Raw genomic sequence first — 17,998 nt, 5'->3', positions numbered from 1 at the left:
TTATCAAAGGCAGCTTCCGAGCTGCCTTTGTTCTACACCCAAGCAACCCAAACTAATAATACTTGGAATTATCGGCATAACACTGCTCGAACCCGTCATTCCAGCCATTGGCATATTTCTTGTCAATCAGCAGCCGCTCAGGATCACGACGAAAGCCGTCATGGTAAGTCTGAGCTTCTTCTTTCCGGCTGCTACAGCCATCTTGGTATCCATCAAGGTAATTGCGGGTAAACCCCAGCTCAACAAGTCTTTCATGGCGAGTATCTGCACAGCTGGCAACCAAAATAACGATGCCGGCAATCCAGCTCCCGCGCATTATGAGAGTCATAGCACACCACCCTAAATTGCATCGAAAATCATAGGCAACACTGAACATAATAGGCTAGCTTGACGGCGTTGCGCTGTCTTAGTTTCGATACTGATTCTGAATAAATAGCCAACTACAAAAACGATTTGATTGGTATACACTTGGCAAAAAACTAACAGGATTGAACCATGCAAAAAAATGCACTGATAACCGGGGCTAACCGAGGTGTCGGCCTCGCACTGGTGAAGGCCTACCTGTCAGCAGGCTGGCGAATCTATGCCTGCTGCCGTCATATCGCCGATGCAGCTGAGCTTCAGCAGCTTCAGGCCAATAACACCGCCCTGACCTTGCACCAGCTGAATGTCACTGACTATCAGGCAGTAACAGCACTCAGTCAGGAAATGGCCGATGTAACTCTCGATCTGCTCATCAATAATGCAGGCTACTACGGCCCCAAAGGCTACGGCTTTGGTAACACCGATATCGACGAATGGCGAAAAGTACTCGAGATAAACACCATCGCACCGCTTAAGCTGGCCGAAGCATTCTACCCCCAGCTCTTGGCCAAGCAGCCCGGTATCATCGCCAACCTCTCGTCCAAGGTTGGAAGTATGACCGAAAATACCAGCGGCGGCGGTTATATCTATCGCTCTTCCAAAGCGGCACTTAATTCCGTGGCCAAGAGCCTGTCAAACGATTTGTCACCGCAGGGGATCATCTCGGTTGCCCTTCACCCAGGTTGGGTACAAACAGAGATGGGCGGGCCTAATGCCCTTATCACACCCGATGCTTCAGCCGCCGGGCTAAAGCAGGTGCTAGACCAATTAACCTTGGAAGACTCCGGATCATTTATTGATTTTCAGGGACAGCAACTTCCTTGGTAGCCTTCACTGAACAAGATACTACGCCCAGCGTTCTCCAGGCCCCCTCCGAGCCTGGAGCCCCCATAACAACGCCATATCACCGTAATCCACTGATTGATATAATAAACATTCCACCACAATGGCCAACCAACCTGACACAATCCCCCACACACACTAAAAATCGGTGTGTTTTGAGTCGCAAATTTATAAATCTGCCCAACTTTCTAATCATAATGCGGGCTTGATGCCTAGCTTTATTTCTGTGATTGATAAAAATAAGTGCTCAACGACTTAACTCTCACACGGACAACCTGTATTGACCCAAACTGAACGGTTAGACAATTTCTATCAACGCATCCTTGAGCAATGGGGGAAAGCCCATGGACTTCGTACTGTCTGCGAACTCACCTGCCGAAACCTAAGCGAAAGCTTCTCGGCCTACCGTGCCCAGCTGGTCGTTGCCTACAAGTCGCGATGGAAAATTCTTCTCGAAATGAATGACACTGGGATCCACTACCAATTCCCGCCCGTCGACATCTCTGACCGTAACAGTATTCCATTCTTCCAGGTAACCAGGGCTATTCGTCAACGTACGCCCAAAGTTGAACTACGTGACGGTTACGCGCGCTTATGCCTGCCGCTGGAGCACCGTTCCCATATCATCGGCTGCCTTATCGTCGACTTTCCGGAGCATTCAATCACGGAAGGCAGTGAATTCGCTTTCCTGGCTGCCCTCATGGCCTCTGAGCTCGATGCCTGCCTGCTGAGCGAGAGTATCCAGGATGAACATGACGGCCGCCGCTCTGCTGAGCGTGAACTGCAGATCAGCCAACAGGAACAGCAACTGCTCAAAGAGCAGCTCCAGGCGCTACACGATATTTCATTCAAGCTCTGGCGCGCCGGTTCCATGGATAATATGCTTTTTACCGCCGTCGATGAGGCAAAAAAGCTGCTGCTCATCGACCGCATGGCCATCTTTCTGTTCAAAGGGAAGAACCGCATGCAGGGCACCTATGGCACAGATATTCACGGCAATACCGTTAACGAGCACTATTTCGAGGAAGAAATTCCGGATCTGTGGTTTACCAAGATAAACAAAGACTACCGGCGCAAAGAGTACCTGGCCATTGAAGAAGATACGCCGCTTTTCCATGAACTCAAGCAGGTTGGATTTGGTTGGAGCGCCTATATTTCTCTATGGGACGAAGACACCCCGGTAGGCTGGATTGCCTGTGACAACCTGTTAACCGGTACTCCACTCCATAACTATCATCAGCAATTGCTAAAACAATTTGGCTTCATCGTTTCACAACATCTGGTTCGCCGTCAGGCAGAAGAAAACTTAATCAACCTGAACAAAGAGCTTGAGCAGCGGGTATCCGACCGTACCGCCGAGCTGGAAAAGGTAAACCGAAAATTAGAGAAGATATCCCGGCTTGATCCGCTCACCTCGGTGTCCAACCGCCGGGTCTTCGATAGAAGGATTAACGAAGAGTGGCGTCGCGCCGAACGTCACCAGCTTCCGCTTTCCCTGCTAATCATCGATGTCGATCTGTTTAAGGCCTATAACGACAGCTACGGTCACGCCGCTGGCGACCAGTGCCTGAAAATCATTGCCAACACCTTGGCAACGCTGGAAAAGCGTGCCGGAGCCCTCTTTGCACGCTACGGCGGGGAAGAATTTGTACTACTGCTCCCGGGCCAGGACAAAAGTGCGGCCCGTTACGCCGCCCAACGCGCCATCCATGCTATACGTGAACTGCAGCTCCCCCGCAGCCAGGGAGTCAGCAGCGCGCCAGACATAGTTACCATCAGCATAGGGATCAGCACGACGGTTCCCTCGGTGCAGAGTTCCCCCGGCGAGTTTTTCAAACAGGCCGATGGGGCGCTATATGAAGCCAAATCACTGGGCCGCAACCAGTATTACGAACATGCTTAGTCGTCTTTCTTTCTTGGCTTACGTTTCGCTCCCGCCCGGCTGCTGCCGGCCTTGGTGCCAGTTCTGCCTCCTCCCTTGCTGTTTTTGCTGTAACGCCGCTTCTTGCCGCCTTTAAAAGGCTCCGGCGATTTCAGCTCTCGCAAACTCGGGGGGACCTCGCTATGTTTCACTTTCTCCATGATCTGCTCGACCCGCTCCTGCAGTGCATCCATAAACGGCTGATAGGCACATTTCTTCTCCGCCATATCCTGCAACTGGTGCTCCCAGTGCGCCGTCATATCCGGATAGGTTGACTCATCGGGAAGCGCATAAACGAGCCCCCGGCCAGCCTCGGTGGCGTGAATGCTCTTGCCCTGCCGTGTTAATAACTGACGTTTAAACAAAATATCGAGGATCCCGGCACGGGTGGCCTCGGTCCCCAACCCGTCGGTATCACGGAGGATTTTTTTCAGAGACGGATCTGACACGAACCGGGCGATACCTGTCATTGCCTGCAACAATGTCGCTTCGGTAAACGCTTTGGGCGGCTCTGTCATTTTGTCCTTTATTTCACCGTCCTGGCAGGTCAGTACCGTGCCTTTTTCAAGCGGTGGGACCTTATCGGCCAGGTCCTGTTCACTGGTCGAGTCCTCTCGTCCCAGCAGCTCTCGCCAGCCTGCACTCATCAACTGACGCCCTTTGGCCACAAACATCCCACCCGCGATGGTAAAGACAAGTTTCGCCTCACTATAGACAGCGGCCGGATAGAACTGCATCAGGTACTGTCTGGCGATAAGCTGGTAGATCTTATTCTCCCCGGCGCTCAGCGCATTGCTGTTTACAGCCTTGGGGGTCGGGATGATTGCATGGTGGGCATCCACCTTCTTATCGTTCCATGCCTTGGATTTTAGTGAAGTATTGGCACCGTCGACGGCCGAGCTAAGCGCTGCGGCAGTCTTGGCTATGGCCTGACAGACCTCATCGGCCTGCCGGAAATGATCCAGTGGCAGGTACCGGCAATCTGAACGCGGATAAGTGATGACTTTATGCTTTTCATAGAGCGACTGACAGGTTGCCAGGACATCGGCTGCACTCATACCGAATCGCTTGGCGGCATCGATCTGCAACGCCGACAGGGAATACGGCAAAGGCGCAGACTGGCGCGTTTCCTTACGTTCTGATTCGGTCACCTCTGCAGGCTGGCCCTTTATTCGGTTAACGACGTTTTCACACAGCTTCCGATTCAGTACCCGGCCGTCTTCATCCTGCCACGACTTGCATGCCTCACTGGGGATCCAGCGGGCGCGGATGATATTGTCCTGATAGGGGATCAGGGCGAACAGCTCATAAAATGGCTTGGGAACAAAATTGGCAATTTCATCATCCCGTCGCGTTACCAGCCCCAGCACGGGAGTCTGAACCCGGCCAACCGATAATACGCCCCGGTATCCCCCTTTCTGCCCCAACAGGGTATAGGCACGAGTCATATTCATGCCATACAGCCAGTCTGCCCGCGAACGGGCCAGCGCCGAAACCGACAGCGGGATGAAGTCGCGGTTGCTTCGCATCTTGCCCAGTGCCCGCTTAACGGCAGCCGGGTTAAGATCGGAAATCAGCAAACGTTGCATGCTGGCCTTCTTGTTCGCAGCGAGCTTGATATAGTCAATCACCTCATCAACCAGCAGTTGCCCTTCCCTGTCCGGGTCACCGGCATGGACAACCTCGGTAGCCTGCTTGGCCAACTTGCGGACAACGCTCAGCTGTTGCCTGGCCGTCTTCCTCGGCACCAGTTGCCATTGCTGCGGCACAATCGGCAAATCGGCCATGTTCCACTTCTTGTATTTTTCGTCATAGGCATCGGGTTCGACCTGCTCGAGCAGGTGGCCGATACACCACGTCACAATATCGCCATTTCCGACTTCGATATAACCGTTGTTGTTTTTATGGGGGCGCGGCATTACCGCAGCGATGGCTCGGCCTAAGCTTGGTTTTTCAGCAATATATAGACGGGTCATGAAAATTGTTGGCTAGTTCTTAGTAACACGAACTATAGAGAAAAGAAGAATAAAGGACAAGAATACACTGGATATAAATACAGGACGAGAAGCGAGAACAGTATCCCCGCTTCTCGTTGTAAGCTTACGCCGTTTTATCAGCCAACCAGGCTTTTACCTCATCGTATTCACCACGGAATACAATGCGATCAGCTTTTTTGCTGAGCTGGTAGGTATACATAGGATCGTAATACTGCTCAAGCAAGGGCTTGAGCCAGCCTTCATGGCCGCCCAGCGAGCCCGAGCTTTGCATCAGGCGAACCGCATCTTGCTGTACCTGCAGCAATTGCTCATAACGCTCTAGCCCGAGGCGCTTACGAATACTGAACATACCGCGCTCCAAGTACTCGGCAAAACGTGTCCAGCCCAGCTCCTCACCGTAGTGAGCAACAAAATCCCGCTGCATCCGTACGACATAGTCATCCGTCAAGCGAGCCAGACGCACATCGAGTGGATCATCAACAATAGCAATCGGTGCCTCTTGCATTGCTGCATGAATAGGCAAAGGAACGCTGACCGAGCCGATAATTTTCCCTTCGTCCTCAAGAACAAACTGGTTGATACCAAGCGCCTGCTTTTTCAGCATTGACACAGCCAGTACATTCTCGAAGTCAATCTGGGTTCGCTGTTTGGTCACATACCGTCCGAACGAGGAGCCACGGTGGTTGGCCGCGCCTTCCAGATCAAGACCGCTTTCCAACTCGTTGACCATAATGGTTTTACCACAACCGGTGTTGCCACCAATCAGGGTCATCGGCTGCTGGGCAACCTGCTCGATGGTATCAATCAGGAAGCGTCGCAATGCCTTGTAACCACCCACAATTCGCGGATACTCAATGCCAGCCTCTTTCAGCCACTGCTGGGTGATCTGGGAGCGCAAGCCGCCGCGGAAGCAGTAGAGATAACCATCGGGATTCGCTTCGCAGAAAGCTTTCCACTGGGCTATACGCTCGGCTTTGATATCACCATGAACCAGCTCGTGACCAAGCGCAATCGCAGCCTCCTGGCCTTGTTCTTTATAACAAATACCGACAGCCTCACGCTCGCTATCTTGCATCAAAGGACGGTTTACCGATGCCGGAAAGGCACCCTGTTCAAACTCGACCGGAGCACGCAAATCAATTAACGGGGTATCATTGACAAATAACTGTCGAAAATCTTCGCAATTCGGACGTGACATTAACAAATCTCAATCAAGGTAGTATCGCCATCAGCCGGTAGCAATTCACCAATTGCGTTTAGCTCAATGCCGTGGCGCTCGGCAACAGCCTGAACCTCAGCTTCGGCTTCCGGGCTCACAGCCAACAGCAGGCCACCTGATGTTTGCGGATCACATAGCAACGCTTTTTGCTGCTCGCTCATGTTACCCAGGCGATGGCCATAGCTATCAAAGTTACGTCCCGTACCACCCGGTACACAACCCTGCTCGATATAATCAAACACACCCGGTAGATGCGGGATCTGATCAAACCATACTTTTGCCTTTAACTCGCTGCCTTCACAAATTTCGTTCAGGTGGCCCATCAGGCCAAAGCCGGTCACATCCGTCATGGCTTTAACGCCTGCTACATCGGCAAAATCTGCACCCGGCTTGTTCAGCTTGCACATCCAGTCACGCGCCAACCCCTGGTGCTGCTCGGCTAGCTTGGATTTTTTCTCGGCCGTGGTCAGTACACCGATCCCCAACGGCTTAGTCAGATACAGCTTGCACCCGGCTTCGGCCTGATTATTTCGCTTCACGCGATCGGTATCGACAATACCCGTTACGGCAAGGCCAAAGATAGGCTCCGGCGCATCAATAGAGTGTCCGCCAGCCAGGGAAATCCCTGCCTCACGACATACCGAACGACCACCTTCGATCACCTGCTGGGCAATCTCCGGAGCCAGCACATTGACCGGCCAGCCAAGAATAGCGATTGCCATAATCGGCTTGCCGCCCATCGCATAGATATCACTGATGGCATTCGTGGCGGCAATGCGGCCAAAATCAAATGGGTTATCGACAATCGGCATAAAGAAATCAGTGGTACTGATCACCGAACTGCCATTGCCGAGATCATAGACGGCAGCATCATCCTTGCTTTCATTTCCCACCAGCAGGTTAGGATCCGAGAATGGGGCGAGTTGAGTTCGGAGAATAGTATCAAGAACTTGAGGGGATATTTTACAGCCGCATCCTGCGCCGTGGCTGTATTGTGTAAGGCGGACATTTTCCATGACACGCTCCGGAATAATAACAAGAGCAGAGAATTCTACTCCGGCGGTCAAACCCTGTCACCTCTCTGGATCAATAAAGAGGGGAAACTGATGGAGTATCAGCTTCCCGATAAATGATATTTAGCGTTCAGCACCTGAACAAAACTTCAAGCTGAGCCTAGAGGTATTCAACAAACTGGCCCAGATCTCGCTCAGAGACTTTTGCCTCGCGACACCCCGGCGTACCAAGATATAAAAAACCGACAATCTGGTCATCGCCCTGTACGCCCAATGCCTCACGTACGACCGGATGATAGGCCCATTTACCGGTGCGCCAGAAACCGGAAAAGCCCTGCGCTACCGCCGCCATCTGCATTGCCTGAGCAGCGCAACCTGCCGACAGGTGTTGCTCAATCACCGGCACCTTCTCGTGCTCGGTCACTTTAGCAACCACAGTGATCACCATCGGGGCGCGAAACGGTGCTCTCACGGCTTTTTCAATGGTCGCCTCGTCGGCACCATCCGCTTTCGCCGCTTCCACCAAAATATCCGCCAGCTTATTCAGGCCCTCACCATGTGAAACGATAAATCTCCATGGCGTCAATCCGGCATGATCCGGCGCACGCAGGCCGGCCCGGAAGATATTTTCCAGCACCTCACCCTGCGGAGCCGGTTCCATCAGCTTAGGTAACGAACGACGATTTAACAATAATGACAGAGCATCCATAACAACCTCATGATGATAATAATTATTGTTTTACAATATCATAAATAACACGTAGTAAAACCGCAGTAATATTATGGAATTTAGTGGAAGAATACTCCTCCCCATTTTCAAGGGGGAGGCTGGGAGGGAGTTCGCAGCCAGCCCCGAATATCACGGCACTGGCTGCTTAGCTTACTAACTTTCTTATAGTTTCGCGGCCAGCTCGATACCCTGGCGGATCACTCGCTTGGCATCGACTTCCCCTGCGACATCGGCACCGCCAATGACATGCACATTGACATTCATCGCTTTTAACTTGTCAGACAGCATCTCCACCGAGGTTTGACCGGCACAGAGCACGATATTGTCGACCTCCAGCAGGCGGGGCTGACCTTCGACCGTAATATGCAAACCCTGATCGTCAATCTTGTCGTAGCTTACGCCGCTGAGCAGCTCCACACCGCGCTTTTCCAGTACCTTGCGATGAATCCACCCTGTGGTACGCCCCGGTCCCTTACCGACTTTGCCCGGCTTACGCTGCATGAGCCACACCTGACGCTGACTCACATACTCATCATGGGGATACAGGCCTCCGGCATGTTCAATCGACTTGTCGACGCCCCAGTCCTGAAGCCAGCTGTCGAGATCCTGATTTTCCGGCTCTGTCAGCATGGTCGAGACATCCACACCGATACCGCCAGCACCGATAACGGCAACTTTCTGACCAAGCTGTACCTTATCTCGGATCAACGTCTGATAGTCGATTACTTTTTCATGATCCACACCCGGGATCTTCGGGTTTCGCGGCTGAACCCCGGTTGCAACGATCACTTCGTCATAGCCTTTAAGCTCATCGGCATCGACAGGATGACTCAGCTTGACGTTAACGCCGGTCTGTTCCAGGCGGCGGGTAAAGTAACGAATCGTTTCCTTGAACTCTTCCTTACCCGGTATTTGCATGGCCAGATTAAACTGACCACCGACATGATCGTTCTTCTCAAACAAATCAACCTCAAAGCCACGTTCAGCCGCTGCTACGGCAGTTGCCATCCCGGCCGGTCCGGCCCCGACGATGGCCACACGCCGCTTGCTGACCGATGGCGTCAGCACCAGCTCGGTTTCGTAACAGGCCTGCGGGTTGACCAGACAACTCGCGCGCTTACCGACAAACACATGATCCAGGCACGCCTGATTACAGCCAATACAAGTATTGATATCGTCAGCTCGATCCTGCTCTGCTTTGACCACAAAATCCGGGTCGGCAAGAAACGGTCTTGCCATCGAGACCATATCTGCCTGCTGCGAGGACAATATATCTTCGGCAACCTGAGGAGTGTTGATCCGGTTACAGGTTACCAATGGAATGTTGACTTCACTCTTGAGCTTTTCGGTCACCCAGGTAAATGCCGCACGCGGTACCTGGGTCGCAATAGTCGGCACCCTGGCCTCGTGCCAGCCGATACCGGTATTTAGAATTGTCACCCCGGCCGCTTCGAGCTCCTTCGCCAACTGGACCACTTCTTCATGGGTACTGCCCTGCTCGACCAGATCCAGCATCGACAGACGGAAAACAATAATGAAGTCTCGCCCGACTCGCTTGCGAACCGCCTTTACCACTTCAATCGGAAAACGAATACGGTTTTCATAACTTCCGCCCCATTCATCATAACGATGGTTGGAACGCTTACAGATAAACTGGTTAATCAGGTATCCTTCCGAGCCCATGAGCTCAACACCGTCATAACCCGCTTCGCGCGCAAGCTCTGAACTACGCGCAAAAGCCTCGATCGTCTTGTTAATCTGGCGGTTACTCATCTTGCTCGGGGTAAACTTTGAAATTGGCGCGCGAATGGCTGATGCACTCACGGCAAACGGGTGCATCGCATAGCGGCCGGCATGCAAAAGCTGCAGGGCTATCTTGCCGCCTTCTTCATGCACAGCATCGGTAATCACCCTGTGGGCACGGGCAGCACGCGCCGAACTGAACTCGGCACTCAGTGGATGCAGCCTGCCACGGAAATTCGGCGAGAAACCGCCGGTGACAATCAACCCGACCCCGCCTCGAGCTCGGGCTGCATAGAACGCAGAAAGTTTCTTGAAGCCGTCTCGCGACTCTTCAAGACCAGTGTGCATAGATCCCATTAACACACGGTTACGTAACTGAGTGAAACCAAGATCTAGGGGCGCTAACAAATGAGGGTAAGATTTATCGTCCATGGCTTCCATTCTTTTGTTGTTATGGTCTGACCAGTATATTAACTGCTCAAACTTTTATCAAACACTTGTTTACATTATTACAACATTCATCTCTACATGTGATAACTCATAACCCCGGGTTCTAAGCTGAACTTTCCTTACAGCACGCTCTAAAGCACGCAATACTTAAGGGAAGGAATACATTGTAAACAAGGATTATTACTGTAATTCCTTGTTTACTAAGTTAGGATAGAAATAATACCGATCGCATCATCAGGAACGTTCATGAAAGTGGTACTCAAAGGAATTGGAAAACTATTCCGAGCTATCTGGAAACTGATCAGTTTCACCCGGCAGCTGATACTTAATCTGATTTTTTTATTTGTTATCGGCCTGCTTTTCTTCGCATTTAACCAGAGCGGAGAGCAACCGGCACTACCCAAAGAAGCCGCATTGGTGTTGGATTTGTCTGGCCCAATCGTCGAACAGCGCACCTACATTAACCCGATTGACCAGCTGGCCAGCAATGCCCTGGGCCAGCCACCCGTGCAGGAAAATGTCCTGTTCGATATTGTTGATACTATCCGCGCCGCTTCAACAGATAATCGCATCACGGGCCTGGTGCTGAACCTGAAAGGGATGGCCGAGACCAATCTGACCAAACTGCGCTACATTGCCAAGGCCGTCGAGGAATTCAAGCAGGCAGGCAAGCCTGTCTATGCGGTAGGCGACAACTACAAACAGAGCCAGTACTACCTCTCTAGCTATGCAGACAAAGTCTTCATGTCACCCGATGGCGGCGTGTTACTGACAGGCTACGGCAGCTATACCCTGTACTACAAAAGCCTGCTCGAAAAGCTCGATGTCAACACCCATGTATTTAGGGTCGGCACCTATAAGTCTTTTGTTGAACCCTATACCCGAAACGGTATGTCAGCACAGGCACGCGAAGCGAATACAGTATGGCTAAACCAGCTATGGGGCGCGTACACGACAGATGTTGCCAAGAATCGCCACATCGACGCTGCTGCCCTGACGCCGGAACTTGACCAGTTCGTCAAGCAGCTCAAGGCGGTAAACGGTGATTTTGCCAAACTAAGCCTGAAAATGGGACTGGTTGACGAGCTCATCAACCGCCCGCTGCTAAACCAAAAACTGATTGAACAGTTTGGCAGTGACGGTGAAAACAGCTTTAACCAGATCAGTTACTACGATTACCAGCCAACGCTGTTCAGTAACGATCTACCAAGTCCGAACCAAGTTGCCGTCGTTGTAGCCAGTGGGGCAATTGTGGACGGACAACAGCGTCAGGGCACTGTCGGCGGTGATTCAACAGCGGCACTGCTGCGTGAAGCTCGCCTTGATGACGAAGTCAAAGCCGTTATTCTGCGCGTCGACAGCCCTGGCGGCAGCGCCTTTGCCTCCGAGGTGATCCGCAGCGAAGTCGATGCCCTGAAATTGGCCGGAAAACCGGTTGTTGTTTCAATGTCCAGCCTGGCCGCTTCCGGGGGCTACTGGATTTCATCCAGTGCCGACAAGATCCTGGCCCAGCCTACCACTATCACCGGCTCTATTGGGATCTTTGCCATCCTGACAACCTTCGAGAAGGGACTGGAAAAGATGGGCGTATATAGCGACGGAGTCGGTACCACACCATTCTCTGGTGTCGGTGTGACCCGTGAGCTGCCAGAGGGCGTAGCCGAAGTCTTCCAGCTCGGCGTCGAACATGGCTACCAGCGCTTTATCGGCCTTGTCAGCCAGTATCGCAATATGTCACTGGCACAGGCCGACAAGATTGCCCAGGGACGAGTTTGGACCGGTCACGATGCCCTTGAGCTTGGGTTGGTTGATCAGCTGGGTGATTTTGATGACGCTATCGCCACTGCTGTTGAACTTGCCAAGCTAGACAGCTACGAGCTTCGCTGGATGGAAGAGCCTCTCAGCCCGGCTGAGTTGCTGTTGCAGGAGTTTGCCTCTGAGGCAAGCACCAAACTGGCAACCATGGTATTTGGCCAAGTACCTGCGGCGCTGCGGCCTGTTACGCAACAAGTTGTAACAGACTTCACAACGCTAAGTAACTTTAACGACCCAAAAGGTCAATATGCCTTCTGCCTAAACTGCAGCAATATCGAAAAGTGAGAGCAGCCCGGCACACGCCGGGCTTTTTTTACTGTGCGTTAACCGTATAATGCGGCCACCAACTCGTAATGTCTGTACCCGATTATGGAAAGAAAACACATTTACATTGCTTACACCGGCGGCACCATTGGTATGCAGAAGTCAGACCATGGTTATATCCCTGTTGCGGGCTTTATGCAGAAGCAGCTGGAAAGCATGCCTGAGTTCCATCGTCCAGAAATGCCGAGATTTACGATTCACGAGTACGAGCCTCTTATCGACTCATCAGATATGACGCCAGCGGACTGGCAGCGCATTGCTGATGATATCAAGGCAAACTACGACAAATATGACGGTTTTGTCATTCTTCATGGTACGGACACCATGGCATATACCGCCTCGGCACTGTCGTTTATGTTTGAAAATCTGGACAAGCCTGTCATTGTTACCGGTTCTCAAATTCCACTGGCCGAACTGCGTTCCGATGGCCAGAGCAACTTGCTGAATTCTCTTCACATCGCGGCGAACTACCCGATCAATGAGGTCACTGTTTTCTTTAACAACAAGTTGATCCGTGGTAACCGCAGTACCAAGGCCCATGCTGATGGCTTTGGTGCGTTTATTTCGCCTAACCTGCCCCCTCTTCTGGAAGCCGGTATCAATATTCAGCTCAATAATGTCGAGCTGAGCAAACAGCCTGAAGGCAAGTTTAAAGTACATGCGATCACTCCACAGCCAATTGGCGTGATCACCATGTACCCGGGGATCTCGCCGGAAGTTATCCGTAATACCTTACGTCAGCCGGTCAATGCGATGATTCTGCTAACGTTTGGAGTGGGCAATGCGCCGCAGAATCCAGACCTTCTTACCCAGTTGAAGGAAGCAACCGAGCGCGGTGTCATTGTGATGAACCTGACGCAGTGCCTATCCGGAAAAGTGAACATGGGTGGCTATGCCACGGGATGTGCCTTGGCTGATGCCGGCGTACTCAGTGGTTATGACATGACCCCGGAAGCAACCCTTGCCAAGCTACATTACCTGCTCAGTCAGGATCTACCGATCGAAACGGTACGTAGTATGATGCAGCAAGATTTACGTGGTGAGCTGACGCACTAGTTTCGCCTCTGGAAACACAATCGCGGCTCCCGTTACAAACTACAGCCCTAGCCTTTGGCTAGGGCTGTTTTTATCAAGGAAACTCGTTCTGTCTAAACTTCAATAAACCCATACGGTTCGCCTTGGGTCGGTATGTCACTCAGCCCGTACTTTCCAGTCTTGGCAATATTCGCAGGAAGTTCTCCGGCTAACTCGTAAACCAGCAAGCTGGCCTTACCCGGATCATCACAGGCAGCGAGCTCCAGATTGCTGCAATCAACACCAGCCAGCTGTTCATATAAGACTTCCAATGCTGCATCCGAGGGAGAGCAGGCGTCCGCGACTCCCTGAAACTCACCTGTTCCACAAAATACCGCATACCTCATGGCTTCCTCCTGAAAAGTAGCATGGTACGGTTTGGTATAAATGTAGCTCCCGAGTCTCAGACATCAAGCTGTGCCGATTGCCAGACCACACCTCTAATCCTTTATCTCGGCTACACTTTATAACAATTACGCCTATTCACCTGTTCATGTCTGTAGCGCTACAGACCAATTTGGCCGAGACAATACTATGATTCTACACGGTGCCTCCATTTCTCCGTTTGTCAGAAAAATCATGCTCGCGCTCTCCTACAAAGGGATTGCCTATGATCTGCAGCCTCTTAATCCCTTTCTAGAAAAAGAACTGGCTCAGAAGCGCCATCCGATGGGCAAAGTGCCGGTCCTCGAGCATGACGGCAGCAACATCATGGACTCGACGGTCATCGCCCACTACCTTGATGATATTTTCCCGGTCCCTCCCCTCTATCCCGGCTCGGCAGCGGCACGCGCCCAGGTTCGCTGGCTGGAAGAATATGCCGATACCCGACTGACATCGCTCATCGGCGGGGTGCTTTTCTACCAAAAAATCATGCGCGGAAAAATGCTGAACAAAGATGTGGACCAACAGGCCATCAAGCAGTGCCTTGAGCATCACCTTCCCCAGGTCCTGGATTACGTAGAAGAGCAGCTGCCAGTTGAAGGTTATGTCGCCGGACACTTTTCGATGGCTGAAATCAGTTTATGGAGTGTATTTCGCAGTGGCTGGATGGCCGGACTAAGACTAACCCACTACCCGAAATTGCAGGCCTATCTTGCCAATATTGAACAGGAGCCCTGGATAGCGAATTTAATCAGCGAAGAAGATCACGAGCTCAGCGGTTTTTACTGTGAACCCATGATCTTTGACAACCATGTCGGTTAGCGATATTGGATTTCACATCTCAGAGCTGACTATGGTCAAAGCGTGCGATGTCATCATGTTCAGGTTCTTTGACGCCAAAATCGCGTTTGAGCTCGGCTTTCGACTTGAATTTAATTTCTCCCCCGGCCTCGACGGACATATGCTCGGCATCGGTGTTATGGCGGGACTGGTAAATCATCACGGCTTGCATCGCCGAGTCACGCTGCTCCTGAGTGAGCGACGTACCATCGGGCCACTTACCAATCTCTACTGCCGTTATGATGCGCTGATACACTTCCGGGGTCATCACTTTTAATAGTTGTTCTAGTTCCATATGCAGGCTTCCTATCTGATGAGGTTAGCCTCATCAGTTTGATTCTAATTAGTTCTATACAAGTATAGGAGGGGCAGTAATACCAATTACACCCCAAAGCGCCAACTACCGGTCGTTTTTTTTGCTCCTCAGATCACAATGCGAAAAAAATCTGGGCCTTTGGCTTATTTTCAATATACATCGGTTAAGATAACACCATATCAGTCGCTAAATTCTATTTAACACTCAAAGTAATCTATTACCCAATATGAGCATTGCCCGTAGATCAACAACATTAATGAAACTATCGCTGGCAGCAGCAAGCCTCACGCTGCTTAGCGGCTGCCTTGAACGCCACCGTTCAACAGACAGCCTGTGCGAAAAGTATCCGGAGATCTGCGAGAACACTAACCTGAATGATGGCCAGTGTCGCCTTCAACGCACCAACCTAATTTGGCAACGCTATGATGTGCTGAAAAATCCTGTCGCCGAAGAGAAATTTAAAGAGCTTAAATTCACCTACGATTACCAAAAGTGCCTGGAATACGCAGCTCGAATCGAGCCGACAGAACTGAAAGAGCGCAAAACCCTGCGAACAAGAGCCCTCATAAATAGCTATAAATCGATTAGAAGGTTGTCCGAGGAACTCGCAAAGTCCGATGATCCTGAAATTATCTATTACCGCTGGAGCCAGGGCGAAAAAGGGGCATTACGTCAGTTCTTGCAGCTTGAAGGCACATCAGCCCTTGAAACACCCGAGATGCAGCTTGCACTGGCAACCTACTACACCGACAAAGACAAAGCTAAAACAATCCAGCTGCTCAAGCATGCCCTGGAGCTATACGAGCGTGGACAGACTATAAAACCAGAAATCATCCAATCTCTGGCAACGCTGTCCCATCAGACAAAATCGATCACCAACGCCTACCTGTGGGCAAGAGTCGGCACCGAGCTCGGAGCTTCCGTTGTCAGCCAGGAGAAGCTAGTCAGCTTTTACCCGATGCCTGACGATGAGCGACAAGCAATAGATCTTAAAGCTCAGAAAATATCGACAGCGCTGGAAAAAGGAAACTTCAGAGCCAGTATGGTCAATTAAATCTGCTGGCTTATTATCGCCTAGCGCCTCTCTCTCAGAGAGAAAAATGCAAAAGGGCTCAACGAGCCCTTCTTCAAACGATCAAATCTGTAATTACTTTTCAACCATAGCGTCAGGCTGAAAGGCCAGTGACACTGAATTGACACAATACCGTTCACCCGTTGTTTTCGGTCCATCAGGAAATACATGGCCTAAATGACTGTCGCAAGAGGCACAACGGATCTCGATACGCTGCATGCCGTGGCTACTGTCTTCCAGGTAGCGGATTGCATCAGTGCTGATCGGTGCATCGAAACTTGGCCATCCGCATCCTGAGTCATATTTGTTCTCTGATTGGAACAAAGGCTTGTTACAGCAAGTACAGTGGTATATCCCCGTTTCGCGGTTATGAAGCAAGATTCCAGAAAATGGACGCTCGGTTCCTCGTTCACGGCAAATATGATATTGCTCCGCCGTTAAATTATCTCGCCAATAAGCATCTGATTTATCTGACATTACCTATCCTATCTGTATTTTTCCATCACTGGCCAAGCAAATTTATTTGCCAATCAAGTGAACTGTAGCACATACTTCCTGCTCGAAAGGATTTTACATGTACGTGTTCATTTAAGCATATTTTAGATGAGCTGAGTGTGGATATTAAAAGTTAACAACAGCAATGATGGATATTCATACAAGTATTGTACGAAATTGCATCGTTGTAGTGGGAATGTAAAAAAAATCCGAACTTTTTTTTGACCTTACGCAATTTAAGTTCGTTTTTGGCTTGCAGGGTCACCCAAGATTCTGTAATTTTACTACCAGTTATCTTTCATTAGAAATTAAGTTGTGGAGCAACTGTAATGACTATCAAAGTAGGTATTAACGGTTTTGGCCGTATTGGACGTTTCGTTTTCCGTGCTGCAGTAGAGCGCAATGACATCGAAGTTGTTGGTATCAACGACCTTATCGACGTTGAATACATGGCATACATGCTGAAGTACGATTCAACTCACGGCCGTTTCAACGGTACTGTTGAAGTTGAAGGCGGTAACCTAATCGTTAACGGCAAAACAGTTCGCGTAACTGCAGAGCGCAACCCAACTGACCTTAAGTGGGACGAAATCGGTGTTGACGTTGTTGCTGAAGCAACAGGTATTTTCCTAACTGACGAAACTGCTCGTCAGCACATCACTGCTGGTGCGAAGAAGGTTGTTCTAACAGGTCCTTCTAAAGACGCAACTCCAATGATCGTTATGGGTGTTAACCAAGACACTTACGCAGGTCAGGACATCGTTTCTAACGCTTCTTGTACTACTAACTGCCTAGCGCCAATCGCTAAAGTTCTTAACGACAAGTTCGGTATCGAGTCTGGTCTGATGACTACTGTTCACGCAACTACAGCTACTCAGAAGACTGTTGACGGTCCTTCTGCTAAAGACTGGCGTGGTGGTCGTGGTGCTTCTCAGAACATCATCCCATCTTCAACTGGTGCTGCTAAAGCTGTAGGCGTTGTTCTTCCAGAACTAAACGGCAAACTAACTGGTATGGCTTTCCGCGTACCAACTGCTAACGTTTCTGTAGTTGACCTAACAGTTAACCTGAAAACTGGCGCATCTTACGAAGCTATCTGTGCTGCAATGAAAGAAGCTTCTGAAGGCGAGCTGAAAGGCGTTCTAGGTTACACTGAAGATGCAGTAGTATCTCAGGACTTCATCGGTGAAGTTCAGACTTCTGTATTCGATGCTAAAGCTGGTATCGCTCTAACTGATAACTTCGTTAAAGTTGTATCTTGGTACGACAACGAAATCGGTTACTCAAACAAAGTTCTAGACCTAATCGCTCACATCTCTAAGTAATGTAAGCTTTTAGCAAGAATGACAAAAGGCGGCTTAATAGCCGCCTTTTTTGTATGTTGAGTTTGGAGCCCCTA

The 17,998-nt window shown here is 50.7% G+C and carries 16 protein-coding genes; 7 read left to right on the top strand and 9 right to left on the bottom strand.

Annotation, left to right across the window (positions count from 1 at the left end):
* Positions 1 to 52: 52 nt before the first annotated feature.
* Positions 53 to 328 (bottom strand): hypothetical protein, encoded by a 276-nt coding sequence (locus L4D19_RS15000; protein WP_428453112.1) that lies wholly within the window; start codon positions 326 to 328, stop codon positions 53 to 55.
* A 167-nt stretch (positions 329 to 495) separates the two neighbouring features.
* On the opposite strand from L4D19_RS15000, the gene L4D19_RS14995 reads away from it, so the two are divergent.
* Positions 496 to 1,191, top strand: coding sequence for an SDR family oxidoreductase (locus tag L4D19_RS14995; RefSeq protein ID WP_428453111.1), 696 nt, complete (start codon positions 496 to 498; stop codon positions 1,189 to 1,191).
* 295 nt (positions 1,192 to 1,486) lie between these two features.
* Positions 1,487 to 3,109: a GGDEF domain-containing protein gene (locus tag L4D19_RS14990; protein ID WP_428453110.1), complete on the top strand. Its 1,623-nt coding sequence runs from the start codon at positions 1,487 to 1,489 to the stop codon at positions 3,107 to 3,109.
* Here the strand turns inward: L4D19_RS14990 and L4D19_RS14985 are convergent.
* The 5 genes from L4D19_RS14985 to L4D19_RS14965 all read right to left on the bottom strand — a co-directional run bounded on the left by L4D19_RS14985 (position 3,106) and on the right by L4D19_RS14965 (position 10,261).
* Positions 3,106 to 5,103 carry a DNA topoisomerase III gene (locus L4D19_RS14985; protein WP_428453109.1) on the bottom strand — a complete coding sequence of 666 codons (1,998 nt, stop codon included), beginning with the start codon at positions 5,101 to 5,103 and terminating at the stop codon, positions 3,106 to 3,108. The two genes, L4D19_RS14990 and L4D19_RS14985, sit on opposite strands and share 4 nt — an antisense overlap.
* A gap of 124 nt (positions 5,104 to 5,227) precedes the next feature.
* Positions 5,228 to 6,322, bottom strand: coding sequence for a tRNA 2-selenouridine(34) synthase MnmH (mnmH, locus tag L4D19_RS14980; protein WP_428453108.1), 1,095 nt, complete (start codon positions 6,320 to 6,322; stop codon positions 5,228 to 5,230).
* Entirely contained in the window at positions 6,322 to 7,359 is a 1,038-nt protein-coding gene (gene selD / locus L4D19_RS14975) for a selenide, water dikinase SelD (RefSeq protein ID WP_428453231.1), read from the bottom strand. The genes mnmH and selD overlap by 1 nt, the downstream gene beginning before the upstream one ends.
* Before the next feature lie 157 nt (positions 7,360 to 7,516).
* Positions 7,517 to 8,065: an NAD(P)H nitroreductase gene (locus L4D19_RS14970; RefSeq protein ID WP_428453107.1), complete on the bottom strand. Its 549-nt coding sequence runs from the start codon at positions 8,063 to 8,065 to the stop codon at positions 7,517 to 7,519.
* A gap of 183 nt (positions 8,066 to 8,248) precedes the next feature.
* Positions 8,249 to 10,261: an oxidoreductase gene (locus L4D19_RS14965; protein WP_428453106.1), complete on the bottom strand. Its 2,013-nt coding sequence runs from the start codon at positions 10,259 to 10,261 to the stop codon at positions 8,249 to 8,251.
* Positions 10,262 to 10,525: 264 nt separating this feature from the next.
* Here L4D19_RS14965 and sppA point away from each other — a divergent pair, with 264 nt between their 5' ends.
* Together sppA and ansA are read left to right on the top strand one after the other, a co-directional pair.
* Positions 10,526 to 12,379, top strand: a complete 1,854-nt coding sequence (gene sppA, locus L4D19_RS14960) for a signal peptide peptidase SppA (RefSeq protein ID WP_428453105.1) — start codon at positions 10,526 to 10,528, stop codon at positions 12,377 to 12,379.
* Between the two features lie 84 nt (positions 12,380 to 12,463).
* Positions 12,464 to 13,474, top strand: a complete 1,011-nt coding sequence (ansA, locus tag L4D19_RS14955; RefSeq protein WP_428453104.1) for an asparaginase — start codon at positions 12,464 to 12,466, stop codon at positions 13,472 to 13,474.
* Positions 13,475 to 13,566: 92 nt separating this feature from the next.
* On the opposite strand, the gene L4D19_RS14950 is transcribed toward ansA, so the two are convergent.
* On the bottom strand, positions 13,567 to 13,839 hold the full coding sequence (locus tag L4D19_RS14950; RefSeq protein ID WP_428453103.1) for a hypothetical protein: 273 nt from the start codon (positions 13,837 to 13,839) through the stop codon (positions 13,567 to 13,569).
* 187 nt (positions 13,840 to 14,026) lie between these two features.
* On the opposite strand from L4D19_RS14950, the gene L4D19_RS14945 reads away from it, so the two are divergent.
* Positions 14,027 to 14,698: a glutathione S-transferase family protein gene (locus tag L4D19_RS14945; RefSeq protein WP_428453102.1), complete on the top strand. Its 672-nt coding sequence runs from the start codon at positions 14,027 to 14,029 to the stop codon at positions 14,696 to 14,698.
* Between the two features lie 19 nt (positions 14,699 to 14,717).
* Here L4D19_RS14945 and L4D19_RS14940 read toward each other — a convergent pair whose 3' ends face one another.
* Entirely contained in the window at positions 14,718 to 15,011 is a 294-nt protein-coding gene (locus L4D19_RS14940) for a YeaC family protein (RefSeq protein WP_428453101.1), read from the bottom strand.
* A gap of 277 nt (positions 15,012 to 15,288) precedes the next feature.
* Here L4D19_RS14940 and L4D19_RS14935 point away from each other — a divergent pair, with 277 nt between their 5' ends.
* Positions 15,289 to 16,086 carry a DUF2989 domain-containing protein gene (locus L4D19_RS14935; RefSeq protein ID WP_428453100.1) on the top strand — a complete coding sequence of 266 codons (798 nt, stop codon included), beginning with the start codon at positions 15,289 to 15,291 and terminating at the stop codon, positions 16,084 to 16,086.
* 93 nt (positions 16,087 to 16,179) lie between these two features.
* Here L4D19_RS14935 and msrB read toward each other — a convergent pair whose 3' ends face one another.
* Entirely contained in the window at positions 16,180 to 16,581 is a 402-nt protein-coding gene (msrB, locus tag L4D19_RS14930; RefSeq protein WP_428453099.1) for a peptide-methionine (R)-S-oxide reductase MsrB, read from the bottom strand.
* A 347-nt stretch (positions 16,582 to 16,928) separates the two neighbouring features.
* On the opposite strand from msrB, the gene gap reads away from it, so the two are divergent.
* Entirely contained in the window at positions 16,929 to 17,924 is a 996-nt protein-coding gene (gap, locus tag L4D19_RS14925; RefSeq protein ID WP_075764902.1) for a type I glyceraldehyde-3-phosphate dehydrogenase, read from the top strand.
* Positions 17,925 to 17,998: the final 74 nt, after the last annotated feature.

It is taken from the genome of Photobacterium kasasachensis (genome assembly GCF_050336885.1).
In the GTDB taxonomy this organism is placed as follows: Bacteria; Pseudomonadota; Gammaproteobacteria; order Enterobacterales; family Vibrionaceae; genus Photobacterium; species Photobacterium kasasachensis.
This window is presented reverse-complemented; position numbering and strand designations above follow the sequence as displayed.